At 68.0% G+C, this 23,932-nt stretch carries 21 protein-coding genes and 1 pseudogene; 9 read left to right on the top strand and 13 right to left on the bottom strand.

Annotation, left to right across the window (positions count from 1 at the left end; translation table 11 throughout):
- The first annotated feature begins 137 nt into the window (after positions 1 to 137).
- Positions 138 to 998, top strand: coding sequence for a tyrosine-type recombinase/integrase (locus FZN60_RS16640; protein ID WP_158874616.1), 861 nt, complete (start codon positions 138 to 140; stop codon positions 996 to 998).
- 357 nt (positions 999 to 1,355) lie between these two features.
- Positions 1,356 to 1,901, top strand: a complete 546-nt coding sequence (locus FZN60_RS16635; protein WP_158874615.1) for a GAF domain-containing protein — start codon at positions 1,356 to 1,358, stop codon at positions 1,899 to 1,901.
- Between the two features lie 239 nt (positions 1,902 to 2,140).
- Here FZN60_RS16635 and FZN60_RS16630 read toward each other — a convergent pair whose 3' ends face one another.
- The 3 genes from FZN60_RS16630 to FZN60_RS16620 all read right to left on the bottom strand — a co-directional run bounded on the left by FZN60_RS16630 (position 2,141) and on the right by FZN60_RS16620 (position 5,344).
- Positions 2,141 to 3,208, bottom strand: coding sequence for a lactonase family protein (locus tag FZN60_RS16630; RefSeq protein ID WP_158874614.1), 1,068 nt, complete (start codon positions 3,206 to 3,208; stop codon positions 2,141 to 2,143).
- A gap of 31 nt (positions 3,209 to 3,239) precedes the next feature.
- Positions 3,240 to 4,232, bottom strand: coding sequence for a Bug family tripartite tricarboxylate transporter substrate binding protein (locus FZN60_RS16625; RefSeq protein WP_158874613.1), 993 nt, complete (start codon positions 4,230 to 4,232; stop codon positions 3,240 to 3,242).
- A 125-nt stretch (positions 4,233 to 4,357) separates the two neighbouring features.
- Positions 4,358 to 5,344: a Bug family tripartite tricarboxylate transporter substrate binding protein gene (locus tag FZN60_RS16620; protein WP_158874612.1), complete on the bottom strand. Its 987-nt coding sequence runs from the start codon at positions 5,342 to 5,344 to the stop codon at positions 4,358 to 4,360.
- A 130-nt stretch (positions 5,345 to 5,474) separates the two neighbouring features.
- On the opposite strand from FZN60_RS16620, the gene FZN60_RS16615 reads away from it, so the two are divergent.
- Both FZN60_RS16615 and acnA read left to right on the top strand, forming a co-directional pair.
- Positions 5,475 to 6,365 carry a GntR family transcriptional regulator gene (locus FZN60_RS16615; RefSeq protein WP_158874611.1) on the top strand — a complete coding sequence of 297 codons (891 nt, stop codon included), beginning with the start codon at positions 5,475 to 5,477 and terminating at the stop codon, positions 6,363 to 6,365.
- Between the two features lie 171 nt (positions 6,366 to 6,536).
- Positions 6,537 to 9,155 carry an aconitate hydratase AcnA gene (gene acnA / locus FZN60_RS16610; protein WP_158874610.1) on the top strand — a complete coding sequence of 873 codons (2,619 nt, stop codon included), beginning with the start codon at positions 6,537 to 6,539 and terminating at the stop codon, positions 9,153 to 9,155.
- A 41-nt stretch (positions 9,156 to 9,196) separates the two neighbouring features.
- On the opposite strand, the gene FZN60_RS16605 is transcribed toward acnA, so the two are convergent.
- The 3 genes from FZN60_RS16605 to FZN60_RS16595 form a co-directional block, all read right to left on the bottom strand.
- Complete coding sequence (locus FZN60_RS16605) at positions 9,197 to 9,871, bottom strand: hypothetical protein (protein WP_158874609.1); 675 nt, start codon at positions 9,869 to 9,871, stop codon at positions 9,197 to 9,199.
- 580 nt (positions 9,872 to 10,451) lie between these two features.
- Positions 10,452 to 10,775, bottom strand: coding sequence for a VOC family protein (locus tag FZN60_RS28660; protein ID WP_199266579.1), 324 nt, complete (start codon positions 10,773 to 10,775; stop codon positions 10,452 to 10,454).
- 218 nt (positions 10,776 to 10,993) lie between these two features.
- Positions 10,994 to 12,094, bottom strand: a complete 1,101-nt coding sequence (locus FZN60_RS16595; protein ID WP_158874608.1) for an alkene reductase — start codon at positions 12,092 to 12,094, stop codon at positions 10,994 to 10,996.
- 266 nt (positions 12,095 to 12,360) lie between these two features.
- Here FZN60_RS16595 and FZN60_RS16590 point away from each other — a divergent pair, with 266 nt between their 5' ends.
- The gene (locus tag FZN60_RS16590; RefSeq protein ID WP_369413045.1) at positions 12,361 to 12,951 is read left to right on the top strand and encodes a sugar phosphate isomerase/epimerase family protein; all 591 of its coding nucleotides are present in this window, start codon (positions 12,361 to 12,363) and stop codon (positions 12,949 to 12,951) included.
- 277 nt (positions 12,952 to 13,228) lie between these two features.
- Entirely contained in the window at positions 13,229 to 14,152 is a 924-nt protein-coding gene (locus FZN60_RS16585) for a Gfo/Idh/MocA family protein (RefSeq protein WP_246726874.1), read from the top strand.
- A 378-nt stretch (positions 14,153 to 14,530) separates the two neighbouring features.
- Here the strand turns inward: FZN60_RS16585 and FZN60_RS16580 are convergent, their stop codons facing one another.
- From FZN60_RS16580 to FZN60_RS16565, 4 genes are all read right to left on the bottom strand, one after another.
- Positions 14,531 to 14,884 carry a hypothetical protein gene (locus FZN60_RS16580; protein ID WP_158874607.1) on the bottom strand — a complete coding sequence of 118 codons (354 nt, stop codon included), beginning with the start codon at positions 14,882 to 14,884 and terminating at the stop codon, positions 14,531 to 14,533.
- Between the two features lie 16 nt (positions 14,885 to 14,900).
- Entirely contained in the window at positions 14,901 to 16,436 is a 1,536-nt protein-coding gene (locus FZN60_RS16575) for an AAA family ATPase (RefSeq protein ID WP_158874606.1), read from the bottom strand.
- Between the two features lie 218 nt (positions 16,437 to 16,654).
- Positions 16,655 to 16,990 carry a hypothetical protein gene (locus tag FZN60_RS16570; protein ID WP_158874605.1) on the bottom strand — a complete coding sequence of 112 codons (336 nt, stop codon included), beginning with the start codon at positions 16,988 to 16,990 and terminating at the stop codon, positions 16,655 to 16,657.
- Positions 16,991 to 17,108: 118 nt separating this feature from the next.
- On the bottom strand, positions 17,109 to 17,780 hold the full coding sequence (locus FZN60_RS16565) for a hypothetical protein (protein WP_158874604.1): 672 nt from the start codon (positions 17,778 to 17,780) through the stop codon (positions 17,109 to 17,111).
- Between the two features lie 223 nt (positions 17,781 to 18,003).
- On the opposite strand from FZN60_RS16565, the gene FZN60_RS16560 reads away from it, so the two are divergent.
- Positions 18,004 to 18,339, top strand: coding sequence for a helix-turn-helix domain-containing protein (locus tag FZN60_RS16560; protein ID WP_158874603.1), 336 nt, complete (start codon positions 18,004 to 18,006; stop codon positions 18,337 to 18,339).
- A 304-nt stretch (positions 18,340 to 18,643) separates the two neighbouring features.
- Here FZN60_RS16560 and FZN60_RS16555 read toward each other — a convergent pair.
- A pseudogene (locus FZN60_RS16555) lies at positions 18,644 to 19,014 on the bottom strand (recombinase family protein).
- Positions 19,015 to 19,632: 618 nt separating this feature from the next.
- A complete protein-coding gene (locus FZN60_RS16550; protein ID WP_158874602.1) occupies positions 19,633 to 20,268 on the bottom strand; it encodes a MarC family protein in 636 nt (211 codons plus the stop codon).
- Between the two features lie 202 nt (positions 20,269 to 20,470).
- Between FZN60_RS16550 and sugE the strand changes: the two genes are divergently transcribed.
- Together sugE and gyrA are read left to right on the top strand one after the other, a co-directional pair.
- Positions 20,471 to 20,797, top strand: a complete 327-nt coding sequence (gene sugE / locus FZN60_RS16545) for a quaternary ammonium compound efflux SMR transporter SugE (RefSeq protein ID WP_158874601.1) — start codon at positions 20,471 to 20,473, stop codon at positions 20,795 to 20,797.
- A 176-nt stretch (positions 20,798 to 20,973) separates the two neighbouring features.
- Positions 20,974 to 23,721, top strand: a complete 2,748-nt coding sequence (gene gyrA, locus FZN60_RS16540; protein WP_158874600.1) for a DNA gyrase subunit A — start codon at positions 20,974 to 20,976, stop codon at positions 23,719 to 23,721.
- 69 nt (positions 23,722 to 23,790) lie between these two features.
- Here the strand turns inward: gyrA and FZN60_RS29170 are convergent, their stop codons facing one another.
- On the bottom strand, positions 23,791 to 23,919 hold the full coding sequence (locus FZN60_RS29170) for a hypothetical protein (protein WP_255476015.1): 129 nt from the start codon (positions 23,917 to 23,919) through the stop codon (positions 23,791 to 23,793).
- Between the last annotated feature and the right edge of the window lie 13 nt (positions 23,920 to 23,932).

The following is a 23,932-nucleotide window of genomic DNA, read 5'->3' as shown; positions in this document are numbered from 1 at the left end:
CCCCGCAGGGCCATCATCGGGTCGGTCATCGGTGGTCTCTCGGTTCGGGGTTGGCTGTCGCAACCCGATCCTAACCGGCAACCGCCGATGACCGCCTCTCAGCTACACCACCACCTGGGACACGACCCAAGGGCAACGTGCTCCATCGTCGGGTGAGGGACGTCTCCAAATACGTCGCCTGGCGGCGCGAGATCGTCCAGTTCCGCATCCCGATCGCTTCCGAACGTTACCGTGACGCCGCGAAGAAGTTGGAGGATTGGCTCTCAGCCATCGCAGACATGGCGAGGCCGGATAAATCCACCGAGAAGCGCGGGTTGGAACCCGAGTTGCGGAGCCGCTTCCTTTCGGTCACCGAGCCGGGCTCACCGGAGAACCCATTCGACGAGGCGCACCGCCACCGCAATCACGCGCTCCTGAGGACATACTTCGATCTGGGTGTGCGCAAAGCCGAACCGCTCCTCCTGAAGACCGGCGACCTGAGCCTCCGGGGTTCTCATCCAAGCCTCTTCGTCACTGCACGGCCCGACGATCCGGTCGATCCACGATCGGACGAGCCCCTGGTGAAGACCGCGTCGCGGGAGCTTCCGGTGGGTCCCAGATTGATGGAGGCGCTGGAGACCTGGATCATCAGCCATCGGACGAAGCGCGAGAAATATCCGGGCGCCAAGCGCCACCCCTTCATCTTCGTGTCCGAGAACGGGCGTCCGATGGCCCTGCGGACCGTCTACGACCTGTTCGTCACCATCAGGGAGCGCTTTCCTGAGTTCCCCGCCGACTTTTCGCCCCACACCCTGCGTCACGACTGGAACGACCGCTATTCCGAGTTCTGCGACCGCATCGCCAAGGCCGCGCCCTCGGACGCGGACACCCAGAGGAAACTCCAGAAGAAGGAGTGTGGATCGGCACCGCTTTGTGACGTCGGCAGTGTGAGCTTCCTCAGCAGCTTACTACGCCGATCGGCATCGAAACTCCGTGCTGATCCACATAGCGAGACCTAAAACATCAACCCAGAGCGGGTTGGTGTCCGACCCGAATCCGTAGAAACCCAACTCTGAACGTTCGAGAAGAAGCGGAGCGGTCTGGTGTTTATGGATGCTGGGACAGACTTGGCAGGTCACAGTGCAGGGTTGCGGGATAGCGTCAGAAGAAACTTGCGGCTGCCATTGATCTTGTGCTGCGACGGGCGGCGATCTTGGGCTGATATGGGGTGGCCACCCTCAACCCGGGCGACGACGCTTCATATTCTTCAAGCGCTGATCACCATCCGTTAGCTGATGCCACGAGGAAAGCCGATCCGAACGGAAACGGTCGAGCTTCGCATGCGTATTCACCCGGACTGAATGGATGCGAGACTGATGAGCACTTGCCCTTCCTATCCTGTTCCGCACGACGAAGAGGCTCGTCTTGCCGCCCTCGCGACGATGGCCGTCATCAACACGCCACCCGACAGGGCCTTCGACATCATCGTCGATCTTGCCGCCCACCTCTTCGAGGTGCCGATCGCCCTTGTGTCGCTGGTCGGCCGGGACAGGCAGGTCTTCAAGGCACGTGTTGGTTTGGACGTCTGCGAAACGGGCCGAGACGTGTCCTTCTGCGCCCACGCGATCGTCCGCCGGGACGAGGTTCTGGTTGTCCCCGATGCCAGGCGCGATCCGCGTTTTGCCTCCAACCGCCTCGTGACGGGCGATCCGCACATTCGCTTCTATGCGGGAGCGCCGTTGATCGGCCTCGCGGGCCAGCCGATTGGGACGCTGTGCATCATCGACAGGGTGCCGCGTCCCGACCTTTCGGAGCATCAGCGCGCGACGCTCCAGAAGCTTGCCCGCATGGTCATCCTGCGCATGATGACGCGCGAGGTGATCGAGGCGAACAGGGACAGGCTCGTGCCCGCCACCGCTTAGCGGGACCTAAGCCTTTCAGTTCTCTGCGAGACACGCGCCGGTTCCAGAGAGTGCTGTCCCGGCTCATGACGCCCGTCAGAATGCCCTAGCCGAGCGGGCACAAGGCACGAGGCCGATGCCGAGCCCCTCACGGCAGTGACCTTGGTCGGCAGGCTGGTCGCCGGGAGGAAGGCTGCATCTCGGCGTAGTGGGTCTGCGGGATCTCGAAGGCGAGTAGGGCGCGAACGCGCGTGTCCGCCTCAGGCTATGCTTGAGGCCGTAGCAGGTCCTGGCCGGAGGACGATGCAGGTCGGGCTTGCCGTGCCCGCAAGGCGATGGGGAGTTCCTCCATGCGTGATGCCGACGACGATGTCGCTGTCCTCGTTCGCGACGAGCAAGGGATGGGCCTCCGTCCCCGCCCCGATGAAGCGGGGCGTGCGCCCCAGCGAAGACGTCCAACGAGGGGCGGACAGGCGGCCCGAGCCTGGCTCGAGCGAGAACGTGCAGATGCTGTCGTGACCACGATTGGAGACGTGGAGGGCGGTGCCGTCGAGCGCGCAGTGGATGCCGGCCGCGCGGCTGAGGCCGAACGCATCCTCGGGCAGGCAGGAGAGGACCTGGAACGGTTCCAATTGGCCGGACGCGTCCATGCGCAACGCGTAGACCGTGGAGTCGAGCTCGCCCACCACGTAGAGGACGGAAAGAACGGGATGGAAGGCGACGTTGCGCGGGCCGCATCCCTCGCGCAAGATCGCCGTACAACCTACGCGCTCCGCCAGGGAGCCGTCGGCGGGATCGAAGTCGAGCAGCGAGGCGGTGTCGCTGCCCTTGTTGGGAACGACGAGCCGTCGGCCAGTGGGATCGAAGCGGGCTTGGTGCGGCTTGACGCTCGCCTGCTCCAGGCGGTGCGGCCCGAGGGCGGCGCGGAGCTGGACATAGGCGGTGATTTCGCCGAAGCCCCCGTCCGTGCGACGGCGCCGGACGACCACCGATCCCGTGAGATGGTTGGTGACGACGAGGAAGCGCTGGCTCGGGTCGAGCACGACGTCGACCGGGTTGAGCCCGGCCGTCGTCGCGCGATCCAGTTCCGTCAGAAGACCGTCCACGCCGATGCCGAATGCCGACATCTCGGTGCCGTCGCCGTGCACCGCGTAGAGGTGGCGCCCATCCGCCGAGGCGGCGAGAAAGGATGGGTTGGCCGCAGTCTCCCGAATGTTGAGGAGGTGCCAGTCGCCCGCTTCGTCGATGCCGAAGACGGAGATCCCGAGCCCGCGGGCGTTGCGCTCGCGGCTGGTGCGGCATCCGACATAGGCATGGTGGCGGAACATCGCGGCACCTCCGGCTTCGTGGAAGTCGAGCCTACTCGGCGGTGATCGACGCGTCCTTGATGATGCCGGCGAACTTCTCGGTTTCGCTGCCGATGAAGCCCGTGAACTCCGCGGTCGTCATCGGCACGAACTCGGCGCCGATCGCCTGGAGACGAGTCTTGGTCGCTTCCGTCTGGAGCGCCTTCTCGATCGACTCGTGGAGGATCGCGACCGTCTCCGGAGGCGTGCCGGCCTTGGTGACGAAGCCGAACCAGTTGACGAGGTCGAAGCCCTCCAGACCCGCGGTCTCACCGACGGCCGGGACGTCCGGCAGGACGCCCATGCGCTCCTTCGAAGTCACGGCCAGAGCCTTCAGCGAGCCGTCCTGGACGTTGGCGAGGACGGCGGCGGCGCTGGCGAAGGTCGCGTCGATGTTGCCGCCCATGGTGTCGAGCACCTGCTGCGAGGATCCCTTGTAGGGCACGTGAACGAGCTCCACGCCCGCCCTGTAGCCGAGCAGGGCGCCCGTCAGGTGCTGCGGGTTGCCGACGCCGCTGGAGCCGTAGGTCATCGTGTCGGGGTTCTGCTTCGCTGCCGCGACGAAGTCGCCGACGTTGGCAAAGGAGCTGTCGCCCTTGACGACGAAGACGTTGGGAATGCGCGCCGCGAGGGCAACCGGCGCGAAGTCCTTGGCCACGTCGTAGCTGAGGCTGCCGGACAGGAGCGTTGTGTTGACCGCGAGCTCGCCCGCGGTCGCCAGCATGAGCGTCCGCCCGTCCGGCTCGGCCCGGGTCAGCGCCTGCGCGCCGATCATGCCACTGCCACCGGGCATGTTCTCCACGAGCACCGGCACCGACCACTGGGCCCGCAGGTCATCCGCCACCAAGCGGGCGATCGTGTCGACTCCGCCGCCGGCAGCGAAGGGCACGATGATCGTCACCTGGCCGTCGGGGAAATTCTGGGCGGCGGCGTCCGTCTGCCAGGAGGCGAAGAGCGTGAGACCGAGAAGCGTGGCGGCGCCGATCGATCGAAGGTGGGCAAGCATGTCATGTCCTCCCGTCCGGTCAACAGCGGCGCGCAGCCGAGCCCGACCGACAATGTTCATTGGAATGGATAAACCGGCCTCCCACCGGTGGGAGGAGCGGCCGGAGGTCCGGCCACCCATCCGGATCAGTCGGCGAGGCCGATGGACTTCAGGATCTCGCCCAAGCGCGCGTTCTCGGACGAGACGAAGGCGGCGAACTCGTCGGCCGGGGCGTAGTAGTCGGTCCAGCCGCGGGCCTTCAGGACTTCCGCCCATTCCGGCGACTTGACGGTCGTCTCAACGGCGGCCGAGAGCTTCGCCTTGTCCTCGTCCGCGATGTTCGGGCCGGCGAACAGGCCGCGCCAGTTGACGACCTCGACGTCGACGCCCTGCTCCTTCAGCGTCGGCACATCGACGCCCGCGAGCCGCTCGGGCGAGGAAAGGGCGAGCGCGCGCAACTCGCCGGTCTCGATCTGGCTCTCGAACTCGCCATAGCCGGACACGCCCGCCGAAACGCGCCCGCCGAGCATGGCGGCCAGGGCTTCGCCGCCTCCGGAGAAGGCGACGTAGTTGACCTTCGCCGGGTCGACGCCCGCCGCCTTCGTGACGAGGGCGGCCAGGATGTGGTCGGCTCCGCCGGCCGAGCCCCCGGCCCAGGTCGTCGAGGCCACGTCCGCCTTCAAGGCGGCGATCAGATCGTCGATCGTCTTCAGCGGCGAGTCCTTCGGGACGACGATGACGAGCGGGTCGCCGGTCAGGCGGGCGAGGGGCGTCACTTGGTCGAGAGAGACCGGCGCCTTGTTGGAGATGATGGCGCCGACCATCGTGATGCCGCCGACCATGAGCTGGCTCGGATCGCCGTCCGCCTGGCCGACGAACTGGGCAAGGCCCACCGTTCCGCCGGCGCCGGGCACGTTGATCACCTGGACGGAGCGCGCGACGCCGGTCTGGGTCATCACCTCCTGGAGCGTGCGAGCGGCGGTGTCCCAGCCCCCGCCCGCGCCGGCAGGGGCCATGAGCTTGAGTTCGGGCAGCGCGTCCTGCGCCGAGGCGGGCGCCGAGAGCGGCGCGGCGGCAACGAGCGCGAGGGCCGACAGGGCGGTGAGAAGGCTGCGTCGGTTGAAGCGGGTCATCGGGGTCCTCCCATGGATCGAATGAGCGGACGTTTGCATGATAAAATGTTAAAAAGCAATACTGTCGGCGTGGCCGATTTCTCGGTCGCGTGTTAGAGGCTGGCCGACGTCGCATGACGGAGTGATCGATATGGCCCGGCCGAACCTGTCTGTTCCCACTGCCTCGCGCATCATCGCCCATATCCGCGACCGGGGCCTGGCGCCGGGCGAGCACCTGCCCGCGCAAGGGCTCGCCGACGCCTTGCGCCTGTCGCGCGCACCGGTGAGCGCCGCATTGAAGCGCATGGCGGAGGAGGGGATCGTCCGGCTCGAGCCGAACCGCGGCTACTTCCTCGCCAAGGCGCCCGACGAGATCGCCTCGCCTCTGGCCGACCCCGCAGCCGGGGCCGAGCCGGAAGACGAGGTCTACGCGCGCATCGTCGACGACTGCCTGTCCGGCCGGCTGCCGGAGCGCGTCAGCGAGAACGAGCTGATGCGCCTCTACGGCCTGGCGCGCACCCGCCTCCTCAAGACACTCAACCGCATTCAGAGCGAGGGCTGGGCCGACCGGCGTCCCGGCAACGGCTGGGAGTTTCTAACGGGCTTGCGCTCGCGGGCGGCATACGAGGACGCCTACCAGTTTCGGGCTTCCGTGGAGAGCCAGGCGCTTCTTCTGCCGAGCTTTGCCATCGATCGCCCGGCCTTTGCAGAAGCGCGTGCCGGCCAGGAGGAGATTCTCGCCGGCGGCTTCGAGCGCATGGGGCGGGCGCGGCTCTTCGAGCTGAACTCGCGCTTCCACGAAATGCTCGTCGGCTGCGCCGGTAATTCCTTCTTCACCGACGCGCTGGTGCGGGTGAACCGCCTGCGCCGGCTCCTGGAGTATCGCGCGACGGTGGACCGCTCGCGCCTGCCGCTGCAGTCCAAGGAGCACCTGCTGATCCTCGACATGATCGAGGCGGGCGAGCTCGCCCGGGCCTCCGCCTTCCTGAAGGCCCACATCCTGGGCGCCTCCGCGATCAAGAGCCCGATCGTCGCCGGATGAGGCCGCAACCTCTATGCCCCCGGTGAAGTCGGATAGGCGAGGCTCCATCTCACCGTTATGGCACCCCATACGGAATTGCATTTTATCTGATTGTGTTTATATCGATGGGCGCGGCAGCGATCCGGCTATGACCCGATCGACGGCAATGCGAGCCGCTTCCGGGAGAAAGCCATGACGCGCACCACCAGCCTCAATGTCGATGGTCGCACATTCCGCGTCGTCGACCTTCCCGCGGTCGCGGACGGACGGTTGGAGCGCCTGCCGCACATCCTGCGCATTCTCCTGGAGAACGTCGTCCGCACCGGCGGTGATGATGCGCCGACCGCCATCGCCGCCATCCTCGCTTGGCTGGATACCGGCCGCAGCGAGGCGGAGATCCCGTTCCTGCCCGTTCGCGTCCTGATGCACGACACGACCTGCGGCCCGGCCCTCGTCGACATCGCCGGCATGCGCGCCTCGCTCGCCGAGATGGGCGGCGATCCCGCCTCGCTGAACCCTGTCCTTCCCGTCGACGTCTCCACCGACCACTCGCTTTCCGTCGACGTCTTCGCGCAGGCCGGGGCGGTCCGGCGCAACATGGCGCGGGAGATGGATCGTAATGCCGAGCGCTACCGGTTCATGAAGTGGGCAACCCAGGCCCTTTCGAATTTCCGCGTCCACCCGCCGGGCACCGGAATCATGCACACGTTGAACCTCGAGCGCCTGGCAAGCGTGGTTCTCGACCACGAGATCGAAGGCGTGCGCTGGGCCATGCCGGACGCCATGATCGGCACCGACAGCCACACGCCCATGGTCAACGGCATCGGCGTGCTGGCCTGGGGTGTCGGCGGGCTCGAGGCCGAAAGCGTCATGTTCGGCATGCCGGTGATGATGCGCGTGCCCGACGTCGTCGGCGTGAAGCTCTCCGGGCGCCTCGCGCCCGGCGTCACCTCCACCGATCTCGCGCTGCTCGTCACCGAGCGGCTGCGCCGGATCGACCTCGCCGACAAGTTCGTGGAGTTCTTCGGCCCGGGCGTGTCGACGCTGTCGGCCGGCGACCGCTGCGTCGTCGCCAACATGACGCCGGAGTTCGGCGCCAACAGCGGCTTCTTCCCCATCGACGCCGAAACGATCCGCTACCTCAGGGGCACGGGGCGAGATCCCGAGCGCCTCGCCCTCGTCGAGGCCTATGCCAAGGCGAACGGCCTCTGGTTCGACCCGGCCGCGGAGCCGCGCTTCAGCGAGGTCGTGGAGATCGACCTTGGCAGCGTCGAGGTGAGCTTGGCGGGGCCGCAGCGACCGCAGGACCGCATCCCCGCCGGAGCCACCGCCGCGGCGATGGCGCCGCTCTACGCCAAGCGCGCGCCGGGCCTGCCGGGCGAGGGCCCCGGCGACGGTGCGGTGGCGATCGCCGCGATCACGAGCTGCACCAACACCTCCGATCCCCGCCTCCTCGTCGCAGCCGGGCTTCTGGCCCGGAAGGCGCGCGCTCTCGGCCTGAAGCCCGCGCCGCACGTGAAGACTTCGCTCGCGCCGGGCTCGCCGACCGCGGAGCGGTATCTCCGCCGCGCCGGCCTCCTCGATGACCTCGAGGCGGTCGGCTTCGCCATCGTCGGCTATGGCTGCACCACCTGCATCGGCAATTCCGGCCCGCTCCCGCCGGTCATCGCCGAGGCAATGGAGACCCGCGGCATCCTGCCCGTCGCCGTCCTGTCGGGGAACCGCAACTTCCCAGGTCGCGTGCATCCGCAGCTCGAGGCGGGCTTCCTCGCCTCGCCCCCGCTCGTCGTCGCCTTCGCGCTTGCGGGCGACGTCAACCGCGACGTGCTTGCCGATCCCATCGCCCGGACCGCCGAGGGTCGCGACGTGTTCCTGGCTGACCTCTGGCCCTCGGGCGAGGAGATCGACGCCGCGCTTGGCGAGGCGCACGGCGTCGCCGACTTCGAGGCGGCCTATGCGCAAGCCGAGGCGAGCGCCGACTGGGCGACCCTCGACGCGCCTTCGACCGCGCTGTTCCCCTTCGACCCATCCTCCACCTACATCCGGCGGCCGCCCTTCGCCGCGTTCGGAAAGGCAATGCGGCTCGGACATTATGCTGCGCACCCGATCCTCGTCGTTGGCGATGACGTCACGACGGACCACATCTCCCCGGCAAGCGCCGTGCTTCCGGGCAGTGAGACCGCGCGCTACCTCGTCGAGCGCGGCGAGGACGAGAAGGATCTCAACGTCTACGCCTCGCGCCGCGGCAACTGGGAAGCCATGCTGCGCGGCCTCTTCGCCGCCAAGGCTGTGCGCAACCTGCTCGGCCCCGGCATCGCGCCCGGCTCCACCATCCTCGCGGGGAGCGGCGAGGAGCTGCCGCTCTGGCGCGCCGCCGCGCGATATGAGGAAGAGGGCACCGACGTCGTGATCGTCGCGGGCGAGCGCTACGGCATGGGCTCGTCGCGCGACTGGGCAGCCAAGGGCGCAGCGCTTCTGGGCGCGCGCGCGGTGCTGGCGGTTGGGTTCGAACGCATCCATCGTTCAAACCTCATCAACATGGGTGTCCTGCCCCTGCGCCTGCCGCCCGGCGTCACGCCGGAAACCCTCGCTTTGCGGCCGGACGATCGTCTGGAGGTCGACGCAGACCCGCTCCGCCTGGCACCCCGTGCCCCGATCGGCGTCAGACTCGTCCGCCAGGATGGGAGTGAACTCACCTTGGAGGCGACGGCCGCGATAGAGACGTCACTCGAAGTGGAGGTCCTCAAAGCCGGGGGATTGCTCCCGCTGATCCTCCGCCGGGCCGCCGAAAGCAGCCGCGTCGCCGCCTGACGGCTGCCCCGGCCCCTGTATTCGGAAATCGGCTCGCCAGATCACCGCGGAGCCTCGCTGCCTCCCTGAAACAATCCGAGGCGTGCTCCGCCGCGGTAGTGCGAGGCCGATCGGCGAAGCGAACTCGATGGCGGTTCGTACTTCAGGAAGGACATGCCATCCTTGACGTTACCTCGTCCGCTGCCCGCTGGCCGGACAGGATCGCGCCGTTCATGCTCCCGTCCCGCCCGCCGTTTCCGTGTCTGCCCATTGAGCCAGCCCGACTGGCTTTCAGAGGCATCAACCGAACGAGGTCCAGGCGAAGCCGCGACCGGAGAGGGCGCCGCGACGTCACTAGTCGGCTCGTCGCCGACCTGCGTCAAGGTTGCCCGGCCCGACATGCGGCATACGACCGCGTAGATGCCCTCCGCGTCGGAGGCCGCGGCGAGCTCTGAGACGGCTTGAACGAGGGGGTTCGGCTTCACGGGTTCTCCGACGACGGGACGCGTGTCGAGTGCCGAAACGATCGGCAGCACCGCACGGGCGCGCGCGGCCAACTCCGCGAGGCGGGTTTCGTCCGTGGGATCGACGTCGGCGGCCAGCGAGGCGATGCGCCCGACCTCCTCGACGAAGGCCGAGGAGAACTCCCGCATGGTCCGGCGAAGCGCGTCCCGGGGCGCCGGGGCATCCGCCGTCGGCGGCCGCGCGGCGCGGACGATCGCCTTCGCGTCGGCCACGGAGAGCGAGCGGCCGGAAGCGATCGCGGCCAGCGCCCGCGCGGCCCTCGGGCGTGGCTGCGGCGATCGTGACCGCGACGCTCGGCGACACGTTGCGGTCGGCCAGCCAGCCCTTGCGATCGCCGAGCACGAGAAAAGTCCTCCGGTAGCCGAGGGCGGTCCGCGGCTCGATCCCGCATTCCGACTTCACCCAAGCGGAGAACATGCCGTCGTGTAGCGACGCCGCCTTCTCGAGGACCTCGCCGGCCGCGAAGACGTCGCCGAGGCCGCGCTTGCCCAACGACCGGAGGCTAGCCTTGATCGCCCTCAGGCGGTCGGCCTTGAGGCGATCAGCGGTTGACTGTCGCTCGGTGGGCGGCTTGGTCATGGGCCGGATTCTTGAGTGGCTCTCGGCGCCACCCTGGGGCTCGGGCCGTCAAGGTCCGAGGAACGGGGTCGTTAGGATTGGACGCATCCCCGAAATGGGTCGGGACGGCCCGCCCGCCCGTGCCGCCGGTGCGCGGGGACCGGGCGACGGCGGGATCGCGCCCGCCGACCGCCCGGACGACGCATGGCCCAGGCAGGGGGCTACGGCCTGGACTCAGGGACGCCACCGGCGCAGGGGAGTCGTCGGCTCGTACGGCATCGGCGAGGGATAGGTGACCAGCTCGATTGTGGATCCCCAGGGCGCCCGCCCGTAGCAGAACAGGTTGCCGTCGCCTTCCTCGGTCCCGAACATGAACGGCTGGGGATCGGTCAGCATCGCGCCGCCCGCAGCCTCGAACTTCGCGACGGCCGCCCGAATGTCGTCGACGTAGACGGCGAAGTGCTGGAGACCGTAATCCGCGGGCCGGATCGGTTCCTTCTGATCTGGCGCGGTGAACTGGAAGAGCTCGATGCCCGGGCCATGCCGTAGCGCGAGCATGCGGACAGAGTGCAGCTTGGTCCCGGACGGAACCCCGAGGGTTCGCTCGAGGTCCGCGCCCTCGTCCGGCGCCTCCGAGCCGGACTTGGACTCGTAGATCGTCTACGCGTCGAACGCCGCTTCGAAGAAGCGAGTCGCGGCGTCCATGTCCGCGACGGTGATGCCGATGTGGTCCATTCCGTGGAAGGGTGAGGCCTTCATGTCTTCGTTCCTCCGTTTCAGGCCGCGGCCTGGGGGTAGTCGGTGTAGCCTTCCGATCCGCCGCCGTAGTAGGTGGCGCGGTCAGGCCGGGCGAGTTGGTGTCCATCCCGGTAGCGCTCCACCAGGTCGGGGTTGGCGATAAAGGGTTGCCCGAAGGCCGGCAGGTCGATGGCGCCCGCCTCGACGAGCCGTTCGGCGCGTTCGAAGTCCATGCTCCCGGCGAGGATGACGGTCCCCGCGAACCGCGCGCGGAACTTGACGAGGAACGTCTCGTCGACGACGGATCGGCCCGCGGCCCAGTTGTCGTTGAGGTGCACGTAGGCGACGCCGCGCCGCGCCATCTCGTCGGCCAGGAACAGGTAGGTCTCCTCGGCCTCCGGGTAGTCCTGCATGTCGAACTGCTGGTTGTACGGCGCCAAGCGGATGCCGACACGGTGCGCGCCCAGCTCGCCGATCAGGGCGTCGACGGTCTCCAGCATGAACCGCGCCCGGTTCTCGATCGAACCCCCGTAGCGGTCGGTGCGGTCGTTCAGGACGGGGTTCAGGAATTGCTCGAAGAGGTAGCCGTTCGCCGCGTGCAACTCGACGCCGTCGAAGCCCGCGGCCGCCGCGTTCCGGCCGCCCCGCGCGAAGTCGGCCACGACCCGGCCGATCTCCCCGGTTTCGAGCGCGCGCGGGACGGTTGCCTCGACGAAGCCCACCTGTCCGTCCTGGTCCCGCGTGAAAACCATGCTCTTGGCGTCCCGCGCAGGGCGCTCGCTCGAGCTGACCGGGGCACCGCCGTCCGGCTGGAGCGAGGTATGGGACATGCGTCCGACGTGCCAGAGCTGGGCGAACATCGTTCCCCCGGCATCGTGGACAGCGTCGGTGACGAGCCGCCATCCGGCGACCTGTTCGTCGGACCAGATGCCCGGCACGTCGATGTAGCCCTGGGCCTCCGGCGAGACCGGGGTGCCCTCGCTGACGATGAGGCCCGCGCTCGCGCGTTGCCGATAGTAGGTGGCCGTCTCACGGTCGGGGACGAGGTCGGGCCGCCGCGCCCGGGTCATGGGAGCCATGACGATCCGGTTGTTCAGCCGCCGCCCGGCGAGGTCGTGGTTCTGGAGAAGTTTCTTCATGGTCTCGTTCGTTCCACGATGGGGGCGCTGTCCCTTCGGGCCGACCGAGATCAGCCCGATCCCCTTCCGCGAGCGCGTGGAAGCCGCCGCCTAGGCCGGTTGGGCGGGCATCGGACTGATCCATGCCGACGTGAAGGCGACCGCCGAGAAGATCGGCTACCCGGAGATGCGCAAGATCGTCGAGGGCGCCGGGCTGAAGCGCCTCGAGATCGAGTTCCTGCCGGACTGGTACCACTCCGACGAGCGTCCGGGTCGCCTCCGACCGGATGCGGCAGGAGCTGTTCGAGATGGCCGGGCATCTCGGCATCCACAACATCAAGATCGCGCCGGGGCTCGGCAGCGATCTCTCGCACCCGACCGAAGCCGAGCTGACGCCCGACCTGGGCCAGATGGCCGAGGCGTTCTCGCAGATCAGCCGCGAGGCCCGCGAGCGCGGCACGGGGATATCGCTCGAGATCATGCCGTTCAGCAACATCCGCACCCTCGATGCCGCCCTCGAGGTCGTCAAGATGACGGACGAGCCCAATTGCGGCCTGCTGCTCGACATCTGGCACATCAACCGCGGCGGCATCTCCAACGAGCACGTCGCCAAGATCCCGGGGCGGTACATCAGCGCCGTGGAGCTGGACGACGCCGACGAGGAGGTGGTCGGTCTCCTGTGGCAGGACACGATCTACCGCCGCAAGCTGCCCGGCGAGGGGTCCTTCGACGTTCCCGGCTTCATCAAGGCGATCGAGGCCACGGGCTTCGCGGGGACGTGGGGCGTCGAGATCCTGTCCGACACGCTGCGCAAGCTTCCCGTCCGGGAGATGGCCAAGCGCACCTTCGACGCCACCGCGGCTCAGTTCAAGGCCTGAGACCGGGCGGGGACGCGGGGCGCCGTCGCTCCGCCTCCCTAGCTTTCGGCGGAGCCGGTCGCGCGCATTCGCGACGGTCTCCGACCGCAGACAGACACGAGGGAGGAATGACGGTCATGACCTACGCCATCGGGAACGACGCCACGCTCGGGATCGCCTGCCTCGGCATCACGCACCCGCACACCTCCGGGCGCGTGAAGGCCTTCCAGCGCATGCCGAACGCGAGGGTGCTGGGGCTTTCGACGAGAGCCCGCTCCTCGCCAGCTTCGTCGACGCCATGGGGATCGCCAGGCGCACCAAGGAGGAGATCCTCACCGACCCTGACGTCCACGCCGTCCTGATCCACCCGAAGAGCTACCTCATGGGCGAATGGGCCATCGAGGCGATGGAGGCCGGCAAGGCCGTCCTGTGCGAGAAGCCCGCCGGACGCGGATCGGCCGACACCGTGCGTCTGGTCGAGGCCGGCGAGAGGACGGGCCAGCTCTTCCAGGTCGGCTACTGCTGGCGCTACGCGCCGTCGGTCGACCGGATGCAGGAGGTCCTGAAGGCCGGCCACCTCGGCAAGGTGCTCCAGGTGCGGGCGCACGCGGGCTGCTCCCATAGTGAGGCGGACACCGACCACATGCGCCAGCCCGGCGACATCGGCGGCGCCTTCTACGTCATCGGCTGTCACGTCATGGACCGCCTCCTCCTGCACTTCGGGGTGCCGACGTCGGTGAACGCCCGCATCACCAAGTTCGACGGCGTGATGACGCCGGGCGCGCGGGAGGACGCCGTCGGAGCGATCCTCAACTATCCCGACAAGATCGTCACCGTGGACTTCATGTCCTGGGATCCGCTGCCTTGGACCGAGAGCTGGGATATCACGGCCTACGGCACGGAGGGCGTCATGCATTCCCGACCGATGCCCGCCTCATACAAGATCTACAGCACTGGCAGGGCTGGCCTGCCCGCGGGCTGGACCGAATGGAACGAGACGAGTTTCCCGGAGGCTTGGGCCGTCCGCAAGACGGTCTACTCGCCGGAGATCGCCGAGATCGGGAACCCGGTCTATTTCGACCGCGAGGCCGCGGCCTTCGCGAACTCGCTCCGGACGAGCGCGCCCTCGAACGTGCCGGCGAGCCAAGCCCACGACATCAACCGCATTCTGGAGGCCCTCTTCCAGTCGTCCTCGCGCAACGGGGCCGAGATCCCCCTCTGAGACGCCACCGTTCCAGGCTAAGGGGCGCCGCCCCTCGCGGCGACAAGGGGCCGTGGCTCAGTCGCTGCGCCCCCGGCGCCCGCACCACCCCCGTGCCTCTGCTACCCCGGCCCTCGCCGGGCACGCAGGAAAGCAGCTACGCTGTCACCCTGCCACCTCGGGATCTCTTCCGATTGAGGTGTCACGGCAAGACGAGGATCGTCGCCGGCCTGTCGAAGCTTTGGATCCCCTCGTGACCGCTCTGTCTGCGTTTGCCGAGCGAAACCCCGAGAAGCGGGATCGACGCGGCCGTCGTCCGCGTCCCTTGGCGGGTGTGGGTTCGCCAGAATGGTTCCCCGGTCCCGCAAGCCGCGCAGGGCCGAGTTGCCCGCCTCGCGTTCAAAGTCCGTCGCAGGCATCGCACCGCGCCCGCCAGTGCCCGCCACCACTGCGCAGCCGTCCCGACCAGCCACATCGGTCGCAGATGCGCTTGGACGCCGCCTCCGCCCAGTCCACCAGGTCGTCGATGCGGTCGCTGCCGTTGTGGGTCATGCGCAGGACCCCCCACTTCTCCTTGATGTCGGACCATGCGAAGGCGTCCCGTTCGTCGTCCTCCAGCACAGCGTCGACGCGCCGGAACACCTCGGCCAGCAGGTGGTCCCAACCGTCGCCGACGGCAAAGCCGAAGGGCCGCCCGCCGAACTGCTCGGCCCAGCGACGGCCGAGATGGCGGCGCCAGTCGGACTCATCCATGTCCACCGCCATCCCCTCAGTTCCGCCGCGCCAGCGACGCCCGTGCGTCGAGCACCGCCTCCACGTACCGCCTCAGGTTCCGCAGGCTGCCCTCCTGTCCAAAGGCGGCGGTGAGCGTCTCCAGCTCCTCGGCGTCGAGAGGCGGCTCCATGCCTGGGTCGAGGCTTCGCTCGCCCAGGATATCGAGCCGGATGCGGTCAGCCAGCGCCGGGACGTGTGCCGCGGAGGGCAGGGGAACGCGTAGCACCCGCAGGCGATTGAGGAGCGGGGCCGGGATGCCCGAGGTCGAGTTCGCGGTGCACAGCCAGACGAGGTGCGAGGCGTCGATCTCGGCATCGAGGAAGTGGTCGCGCCAGGATCGGGACGACAGGGGCTCCAGGAGCGAGAGCAGGGGATCGTGGATCGACCCCGCTGAGGAGTGGCCCGCTTTCTCCAGTTCATCAAGCACGATGCCAGGATTGGCGACGTCGTGCTGGGCGAACAGCCGGAGCGGTGTGGAGGGATACGCGTCACGCCACCGCCGGGGGGCTCCGGTCAAGCCGTGGTCCATCGTGGTGCCGGCGTCGACCGGGGCGAACGGGATGCCGAGGGCATCTAGTGCGTCGCGGCACAGGCGGGATTTGCCCGCACCCGGAGGGCCGACGAGGAGGACGGGGCGGATGCGAACGGGATGTCCTTCGGCGAGGTCGCCGAGCATCTGCTCGATGGCGGCCGCAGCGTGAGGATGTCCGGCAAGAAGGTCCTTGCGTGCCTCGGCAAGGCCTCGGGCGGGCACCAGGGGAAGCGCGGCTCCGATGATGTCGCCGACGCCTGACTCCTTCCGCATCTCGCGGGAGAGCTGGGCATGGGGAACGACCACGACCTTCGACGCCGCCTGCGGGCGCTCGGAGGTGCCTGTCCGGTCCGTACCCTTCCGAGCCTCGGCGCCATGCAAGCGCGTGAGGCCGTAGCCCGCGGCGTAGCCCTCCTGGTAGCCGATCTCGCGGGCATGGGAGTCCACGGCCGACCAGAGGGCGGCGACGACCTCGAGGCCGAGCTCCTTCGGGTGCTCCGTCAGGCCGAGAGTCCCCAGGCGGTTCTCGCTGATGACGCCGTTGGCGAGCGCGCCCCAGCCGACTGCGTGGCCCACCATCCACTCGGCGTCGTTGACAGCGCGGTTGACGAGCCGGATGTCACCCGGCTTCTCGAGGGTGCGCCCCCTGGCCGTGTCGTGGAGGACCACCATCAGGTAGGCCTCCGCCGCGCACCGGGCCGAGAGTTCGAGCTGCGCCGGACGGTAGCGGATGGAGGCGAGGTAGGCCAGCATCGTCCACTTCAGGGTCTCGTCGGCGCTCTCCAGCAGTTCGGCGAGCGGCATGTCTACGAGGTGCGCCAGGTCCGCCGCCGCGGCGTTGATGACGCTGTCGATGAGGAGGCGGGTGCGCCCGTGCGCCTGCTCGTCCCGCAGGGTGCGCGCGCGCTCTTCCAGGGCGGCGGGTCCGCAGGACATCAGTTCGTGGATGGGATGGCGCTCGCGGAGGCGCGCGGCCTCCTCTTCGGTGAGTGTGGTCACGGTGCTCTCGAGAGTTCAGGCCCCGGCGCGGAGGTGCCGGGCGTCGGACCATCGGGCGTTGCGCGGAGGTCGGGAAGGGCGCGGCCCGTCAGAAGCTTTTGCTGGCGGCGGGCTGGTGCGGTGCCGTCGGACCGCGGTAGGCGGATCGCATGGGCGCAGCGTCGGCTGGGACGCGACGACGGCTCCGACACTTCTCGCGGGCTACGAAGACGCAGTCCTCAGTGCCAGCCGCCTCGTATGGCGCTGGGGCCGAGCGTGTACCAGCGCGAGAGTGTCCGGGCGACGCCGTGGTCGGGCGCCCAGACCCACAGGTCGGACGTCTCGCCGTGGCGGCCGTCGCGGACGGACGGGTGACCTTCCATGGTGCCGCGCAGGCACGGCACGGGCCGCGTCGAAGGCGACCAGCCGCGGATGTGGACGGCGTTTCCCTCGGCGAGGCGTGCCGGGTCGCCGCCGACCTTCAAGGACTCGATGTCCGCGACGAGCGCCTTCAGGCGTTCGAGGTGCTCGTCGAGCTGGAAAGCCCTGCCGGAGGGCTGGATGGTGATGGTCATGACGTAGCCTGGCGTTCGCCGCCGCGGCGCGACGGGCGTTGCGGATTGATCATCTGTTTGGCGGACGTTCGGACCTGGCACGCGGTCGGGCCGCGGACGCTCAGAGCGTCGAGGCGGCTCAGGCGCCCTCAGCGCAGGTTTGCGACATGCTCGCCAACATGCGGCTGCGGTATTCCTCCGCTATGAAGGTGATCCGATCGGAGACGCTCTCGACGTCGGCGAAGGGCGCGGCGTCGTGGAACAGCTCTGCGATGTCACCGGCATAAAGCGTGAGCCAGCCGAGCGCACGCCAGACGAGGGCGCCAGGGTCGTCGGGTGCCGACCAGTCCTGCTGGTAGGCCATGGCCGTGGCGGTGACCGCGACCGGGATGATCGAATGCTTGTCGCGGAGGTAGACGGCGTACAGCCAGCACCTCAGCTTGCCGCTGCGCGCGTCGAGCGACCAGCCGTCCAGGTCGAGGTCCGGATCCCGCAGCGCCTCCGCCGTCGCCTGCGCCGCCTCCAAGGACTCGCTCTCCAGCATCGCTCTGCACGCGGACCTGAGCTCGGCATGCGTCCCGGCTGGATCCTTGGCGTCGATCTCGCGGAGCAAGGTCTCGGCGAACGTTCTCATGTCGCGTCCCATGTCCCCGCCCATGAAGGGCAGGCCGTGGAGCAACTGCTCCGCAGTGGGCAGCAAGTAGCCATGGAGGATGCGCTGACGCAGGTCTGTGAGCGGCGACGTGGAGGCGCGCCGCGCGAGCCTTTGCGCCGGCTCGATTGTGTTGGTGCCGATGTTCTCTTGCGACATGAGGCCAAGATCCCTGGTTAGCCTGCGGGACTGCATGCACGGGCGAGTTGCCGATCGGCTCTCTGAAGGAAAACGGGGTGGGAGCGAATCACCCGAGCAAGAGGGGACGGCCATCCATATCGCACGATCCGATACTATATGCAATCCGTGTCGGTGAGACCGTCAAGAATGGCATATAAGGCCTAATTGTTGACACGGTCGCCTTGGCGGGGCTCCTGGGGCGATGCCTGCCGACCCAAACATCCTGAGGCTCGCGAGATTGCTGCTCGGCTTATCGCAGGAGGATCTCGCGAAAGACGCGGGCGTGAGCGTGCGGAACCTGTCACGCATAGAGGCAGGCGACGCGGATCCCCTGCTGTCGACGATCGAGTCGGTGAAGCTTGCCCTAGAGGAGCACGGAATCGTTTTCCTCGGCGAAACCGAGACCTTCGGACCTGGTTTTCGTGCGCCTAGGGCGCTGGCGTCCGGGTGGACGAAGCAGCGTGCGACGGTGGCCCGCACGCGCGAGAAGCGCAAGAACGTTAAGCGGAAGGCGACGTCTAAGCAGGATGCACCTTGAGGCCGGATCTGGCTTTCACACGCGCAAGACGCAATCTCGACCCAGCAAGACCTGGAGCCGGCCTCGCACACAGGGGCGCTCCACCTACGGCGCTTTGGGAAGCGCGGCGGCCCGCCCCTGTGCACGACCCCGGCCGTTTGCGCCTGGCATACAGCCATGCCCGTGACCCACGACCAGCTCGATGCTTAAACAGGCAGGGGGGTGACGTCGGCTGACGTCCCTGCCCATCCGGCACCATGAGCGGCTCGGGACGCGCGCTTCCGCGGCAGCCCTGGGCGGGAAAGCTTCGACCGCTCCTTGGACCTCATTGCCCGGCACTGGCCTTCATCCTCGCGTCAACCTTCGCAACGGTTGCCCTCGAGCACCCGAAAACGCCTTGAACGGCCGACCAGCTCTGGCCTGCCTTGAGCATCGCGGCGATGCCGGCGTTCCGCTTGGTATCCTCCGGGCGACCCTTGTAGCGCCCCTCTGCCTTCGCCCTGGCTTGTCCTTCGCTCACGCGGCGCCGGCGAGGCGGAAGAGCTCGGGACGGGCAAGCTTCGCGCCGGATTCGTTCTCAACGTAGTACGCCGCAACCTTGAGGTCCCGCTCCGTCGCGAAGGCGTCGAGAGTTTGGCGTGTGCGATTAGCATCTTGGTCGCTGGTCGAGGCACGTAGGTAGGCACGCACGAACATGGCTGCATCACACGGTCTTTTTTGGTTGGTTCACCCAAATCCGGTGCGCTTTGGATCGCCTAATGAGCTTTAATGAACCAGCGTTTGGTTGGTCTGCATAGGGTGCAACCAAAATGGACCAAGTTGTAGGGCCATAATTCAACGAGGTCGGATGATGCTTTCAGCGGGTCTGCTCGCTAGCCTCGCACAACGCGACGCTTTGACCACAGTCCTTTCATGCAACGATGCCGTTTGTAGATCCGGAGTTGCACACAGGAGGGGGGCGGCTACAGCGCTTTTGAGGAGCGCGCCGCCCCCCTCCTGTGCACAACTCCTCACCGTCCCCACAGCGGCTAACATGGAATCGGAGTTGCACACAGGGACGGTCCGGCTACAGCGCTCTTGGGAAGCGCGCCGGCCCGTCCCTGTGCACAACTCCTAACCGTCGCGGCAGCTCGGGCGACCCTTGACGTCGATGTTTACACGGCTGAACCTTCCGTCCGTCGACGAGCGTCAACCGTAAGAAGCTGCAATGACAAGGAATTTCACGATGGGTGACACGTCACGCCAAATGGTCCCCTTCTGATCCATTCCGGAAGGCGCTGCTCCCGCGGCGCCTTTTTTGGTTTGCGAGACGCGTCAGGTCCGCACGTCGGCGATCAGCTGAACGATGCCGTCGGCCACGAACTGCACGGCGAGGGCGCCTAGAAGCACGCCGAGAAGGCGCGTGATCACGGCGCGACCGGTGGGCCCGAGGAAGCGGTCGATGCGGGCTGCGGCGACAAGGAAGGCGAAGGTCGCCAGCAGCACCAGCGCGATGATCGCCAGAAGACCCGCCTGACCGCTCAGGCTCGGCAGATCGCCGGACAGGAGGATCACGGCGGCGATGGCGCCCGGACCGGCCATGAGCGGGATCGCGAGCGGGAAGGCCGCGAGGTTCGGCACGTCGGCCGGATGGGGCGCCGCCACGCGCGAGGTGCGCTCCTTTCGCTCCTGCCGCCGTTCGAAGACGAGCTCGAAGGCGATGGCGAACAGAAACAGGCCACCCGCGACGCGGAAGGCGCCGAGCGAGATGCCGAGCGCCGACAGGATGGCGAGGCCCGCCAGCGCGAAGATCGCCAGGATGCCGAACGCGATGATGCAGGCGGCCAGAGCGATCCGCTGCCGCTCGGCCGTCGTCATCCCCGGCGTCAGCGTCAGGAAGAGCGGAACGAGGCCGAGTGGGTCGATGATGACGAAGAGCGTCACCACACCGTTGAGAAGCAGTTCCAGCATTGCGATCCCGCGCCTGTTGCCGAAGGGCGACCCATAAGCGCAAACGTCGACCGACGGAACGGGCGGACGGGCGGTTTGCCGCGACGCGGCTTGCCGCCGCGGTGCGGAGGTCTCATATCCCTCGTCGAGGCCACGACCTCGCCCGCACGGTGCGGGATGGAAGACCGGGACGGCCCGGCGGATCAACCCGCAGGAGGCCGTCATGGCTTGGATTCTTCTGATCGTCGCCGGGCTGTTCGAGGTCGTCTGGGCCTTCTCGATGAAGCAGTCGGACGGGTTCACCCGCCTGTGGCCGACGGTCGTCACCTTCGCGGCCATGGCCGTGAGCTTCGCGCTCCTGTCCTTCTCGATGCGCAGCCTGCCTCTCGGCACCGCCTACACGATCTGGACCGGCATCGGGGCGCTCGGCGCCTTCGTGGTCGGCATCGCCGTGCTCGGCGAGGCCGCGACCCCGCTGCGCATCCTCGCCGCGATGCTCATCCTGTCCGGCCTCGTGCTGATGAAGCTGTCGGGCTCCGGGTCGGCCTGAGGCCGTGCGCGGCGAAGGAATATCGCCGCCGCCGCGCGAGTACCGAGCAAATCATTGGCGAATATGGAGGATTCGGCACCGGCTTCGTGCTTGCGAAACTGGCGCTCAAACCCCATACCTGCTAGATATACGACACCGAAAACGCCGTCAGGACCTCATCCTTGGCTGAAGACGACATGACATCCACGCCGCCGGAGCGTCCGCGCGGCGTCGAAACCATTTCCATCATCGACGAGATGCAGCGCTCCTATCTCGATTACGCCATGAGCGTGATCGTGAGTCGGGCGCTGCCGGATGTGCGCGACGGCCTGAAGCCGGTTCATCGCCGCGTGCTCTTCGCCATGCGCGAGATGGGCCTCTTCCACAACCGGTCCTTCCGCAAGTCCGCCGGCGTCGTCGGCGAGGTGATGGGCAAGTACCATCCGCACGGCGACGCCTCGATCTACGACGCGCTGGTGCGCATGGCGCAGGACTGGTCGATGCGCGCCCCGCTCGTCGACGGGCAGGGCAATTTCGGCTCGATCGACGGCGACCCGCCGGCGGCCATGCGGTACACCGAGTGCCGCCTCGAGAAGGTGTCCGATCCGCTTCTGGAGGACATCGACAAGGAAACCGTCGACTTCCAGGACAACTACGACGGCCGCGAGCAGGAGCCCGTCGTCCTGCCGGCGCGCTTCCCGAACCTCCTGGTCAACGGTTCCGGCGGCATCGCGGTCGGCATGGCGACCAACATCCCGCCGCACAATCTCGGCGAGATCATCGACGGCTGCATCGCCATGATCGACGATCCCGCCATCACGCTCGACGACCTCATGCAGTACATCCCCGGTCCGGATTTCCCGACCGGCGCGATCGTGCTCGGCCGCGCGGGAATCCTGTCGGCTTACTCCACCGGCCGCGGCTCCATCCTGATGCGCGGCAAGGTGCATTTCGAGACGCTGCGCGGCGAGCGCGAGGCGATCATCATCACCGAGGTCCCGTACCAGGTGAACAAGGCCTCGATGATCGAGAAGATGGCCGATCTGGTGCGCGAGAAGCGCATCGAGGGCATCTCCGACATCCGCGACGAGAGCGACCGCGAAGGCTACCGCGTCGTCATCGAGCTGAAGCGCGAGGCGTCCACCGACGTCGTCCTCAACCAGCTCTACCGCTTCACGCCGCTCCAGACGAGCTTCGGCGCCAACACGGTGGCGCTGAACGGCGGCAAGCCCGAGCAGCTGACGCTAATCGACATGCTGTCGGCCTTCATCGCCTTCCGCGAGGAGGTGATCAACCGGCGCACCAAGTTCCTTCTGCGGAAGGCTCGGGAACGGGCGCACGTCCTCGTCGGCCTCGCCATCGCGGTCGCCAACATCGACGAGATCATTGCCCTGATCCGCCGGGCGCCCGATCCTTCGACGGCCCGCGAGCAGCTCATGGAGCGCGCCTGGGAAGCGAAGGACGTCGCGCCGCTCATCCGGCTCATCGACGATCCGCGCCACCGCATCTCGGCCGAGGGCACGTATCGCCTGTCGGAAACGCAGGCGCGCGCCATCCTCGACCTGCGTCTCCAGCGCCTGACGGCGCTCGGTCGCGACGAGATCGGCGAGGAGCTGAACAAGATCGGCGAGGAGATCAAGGACTACCTCGACATCCTGTCGTCGCGCAGCCGCGTGCGCGAGATCATCAAGACCGAGCTGACGCTCGTTCGCGACGAGTTCGCCACGCCCCGCCGGACCGAGCTGTCCGAAGGCGCGGCGGACATGGAGGACGAGGACCTCATCCCGCGCGAGGACATGGTCGTCACCGTCAGCCACGGCGGTTACATCAAGCGCGTGCCGCTCAGCGTCTATCGGGCTCAGCGTCGCGGCGGCAAGGGCCGCTCCGGCATGTCGCTGAAGAGCGACGAGGACTCGGTGACGCGGCTGTTCGTGGCGAACACCCACACGCCGGTCCTGTTCTTCTCCTCGCGCGGCATCGTCTACAAGGAGAAGGTCTGGCGCCTGCCGCTGGCCAACCCGCAGTCGCGCGGCAAGGCGCTGGTCAACCTCCTGCCGCTGGAAAAGGACGAGCGCATCACGTCCATCCTGCCGCTGCCGAGCGATCCGGAAGCGGCCGAGGCGCTGAACGTCATGTTCGCGACGACGCGCGGCACGGTGCGTCGCAACAAGCTGTCCGACTTCATCCAGGTCAACCGCAACGGCAAGATCGCGATGAAGCTGGACGAGGCCGGCGACGAGATCCTCGCCGTCGCGACCTGCTCGGAAGACGACGACGTCCTGCTCATGGCCTCCTCCGGCCAGTGCATCCGCTTCCCCGTGACGGACGTGCGCGTCTTTGCCGGCCGCAATTCGGTCGGCGTGCGCGGCATCGGGCTCGGCGACGGCGAGCACGTCGTCTCCATGGCAATCCTGCGCCACGTCGACGCGACGCCGGCCGAGCGCGCCTCCTATCTCAAGATGCGGCGCGCCGTCGACGGCGACGCGAGCGCCGAGCCGACGGTCGATCCGGGCGTCGAGGAGGAGGCTGTCGAGGACGTCGCGATCGACCAGGAACGCTACGGCTTCCTGTCGGCCGCCGAAGAGTTCATCCTCACGCTCAGCGAGTTCGGCTTCGGCAAGCGCTCGTCGTCCTACGAGTTCCGCACGAGCGGACGCGGCGGCAAGGGCATTCGAGCCACCGACATCAGCCGCATCAAGGACATCGGACGTCTCGTCGCCGGCTTCCCGGTGGAGGATGGCGACCAACTGCTGATGATCTCCGATCGCGGCCAGATGATCCGCGTACCCGTCGACGGCATCGGCTTCAAGGGCCGGGCCACGAAGGGCGTCACGATCTTCAGGACGGCGGAGGGCGAGCGCGTCGTATCCGTCGAACGCATCCCCGGCGAGGGTGCGGACGAGGCGGGCGAGACCGACGCCGACGTGGTGGACAACGCGGAGTGATCCGCGCCGGGCGGGTCGGTCGCCTCGATCGACCCGTTCAACCGCAGCTCCAGCTGCGGAACGTCTGCGTCAGTGCATGATCCGCGTCTTGCGGGCCACGACCTTCGCGCGGGCCTTCTGGGCGTCGCTGTGCAGCGTCACGGCCGTCGCGGTGGCGAGCGCGGTGACCATGGCGAGCGAGAGCGCGAAGATCAGCATGGGTCGTTCTCCT

This window comes from Antarcticirhabdus aurantiaca (assembly GCF_009765365.1).
GTDB classification, from domain to species: domain Bacteria; phylum Pseudomonadota; class Alphaproteobacteria; order Rhizobiales; family Rhizobiaceae; genus Antarcticirhabdus; species Antarcticirhabdus aurantiaca.
The sequence above is the reverse complement of the archived record's forward strand: the minus strand, read 5'-3'. Positions and strand labels throughout refer to the sequence as shown.

Bases quoted from the DNA above. Each gene is read 5' to 3' on its own strand.
- FZN60_RS16635 (WP_158874615.1), top strand. From the start codon at position 1,356: ATGAGCACTTGCCCTTCCTATCCTGTTCCGCACGACGAAGAGGCTCGT.
- FZN60_RS16630 (WP_158874614.1), bottom strand. From the start codon at position 3,208: ATGTTCCGCCACCATGCCTATGTCGGATGCCGCACCAGCCGCGAGCGC.
- FZN60_RS28660 (WP_199266579.1), bottom strand. From the start codon at position 10,775: ATGCTCGCGCTACGGCATGGCCCGGGCATCGAGCTCTTCCAGTTCACC.
- gyrA (WP_158874600.1), top strand. From the start codon at position 20,974: ATGACATCCACGCCGCCGGAGCGTCCGCGCGGCGTCGAAACCATTTCC.
- FZN60_RS16550 (WP_158874602.1), bottom strand. From the start codon at position 20,268: ATGCTGGAACTGCTTCTCAACGGTGTGGTGACGCTCTTCGTCATCATC.
- FZN60_RS16570 (WP_158874605.1), bottom strand. From the start codon at position 16,990: ATGACCATCACCATCCAGCCCTCCGGCAGGGCTTTCCAGCTCGACGAG.
- FZN60_RS16625 (WP_158874613.1), bottom strand. From the start codon at position 4,232: ATGCTTGCCCACCTTCGATCGATCGGCGCCGCCACGCTTCTCGGTCTC.
- FZN60_RS16585 (WP_246726874.1), top strand. From the start codon at position 13,229: ATGGGGATCGCCAGGCGCACCAAGGAGGAGATCCTCACCGACCCTGAC.
- acnA (WP_158874610.1), top strand. From the start codon at position 6,537: ATGACGCGCACCACCAGCCTCAATGTCGATGGTCGCACATTCCGCGTC.
- sugE (WP_158874601.1), top strand. From the start codon at position 20,471: ATGGCTTGGATTCTTCTGATCGTCGCCGGGCTGTTCGAGGTCGTCTGG.
- FZN60_RS16620 (WP_158874612.1), bottom strand. From the start codon at position 5,344: ATGACCCGCTTCAACCGACGCAGCCTTCTCACCGCCCTGTCGGCCCTC.
- FZN60_RS16615 (WP_158874611.1), top strand. From the start codon at position 5,475: ATGGCCCGGCCGAACCTGTCTGTTCCCACTGCCTCGCGCATCATCGCC.
- FZN60_RS29170 (WP_255476015.1), bottom strand. From the start codon at position 23,919: ATGCTGATCTTCGCGCTCTCGCTCGCCATGGTCACCGCGCTCGCCACC.
- FZN60_RS16565 (WP_158874604.1), bottom strand. From the start codon at position 17,780: ATGTCGCAAGAGAACATCGGCACCAACACAATCGAGCCGGCGCAAAGG.
- FZN60_RS16595 (WP_158874608.1), bottom strand. From the start codon at position 12,094: ATGAAGAAACTTCTCCAGAACCACGACCTCGCCGGGCGGCGGCTGAAC.
- FZN60_RS16590 (WP_369413045.1), top strand. From the start codon at position 12,361: ATGCGGCAGGAGCTGTTCGAGATGGCCGGGCATCTCGGCATCCACAAC.
- FZN60_RS16560 (WP_158874603.1), top strand. From the start codon at position 18,004: ATGCCTGCCGACCCAAACATCCTGAGGCTCGCGAGATTGCTGCTCGGC.
- FZN60_RS16580 (WP_158874607.1), bottom strand. From the start codon at position 14,884: ATGGATGAGTCCGACTGGCGCCGCCATCTCGGCCGTCGCTGGGCCGAG.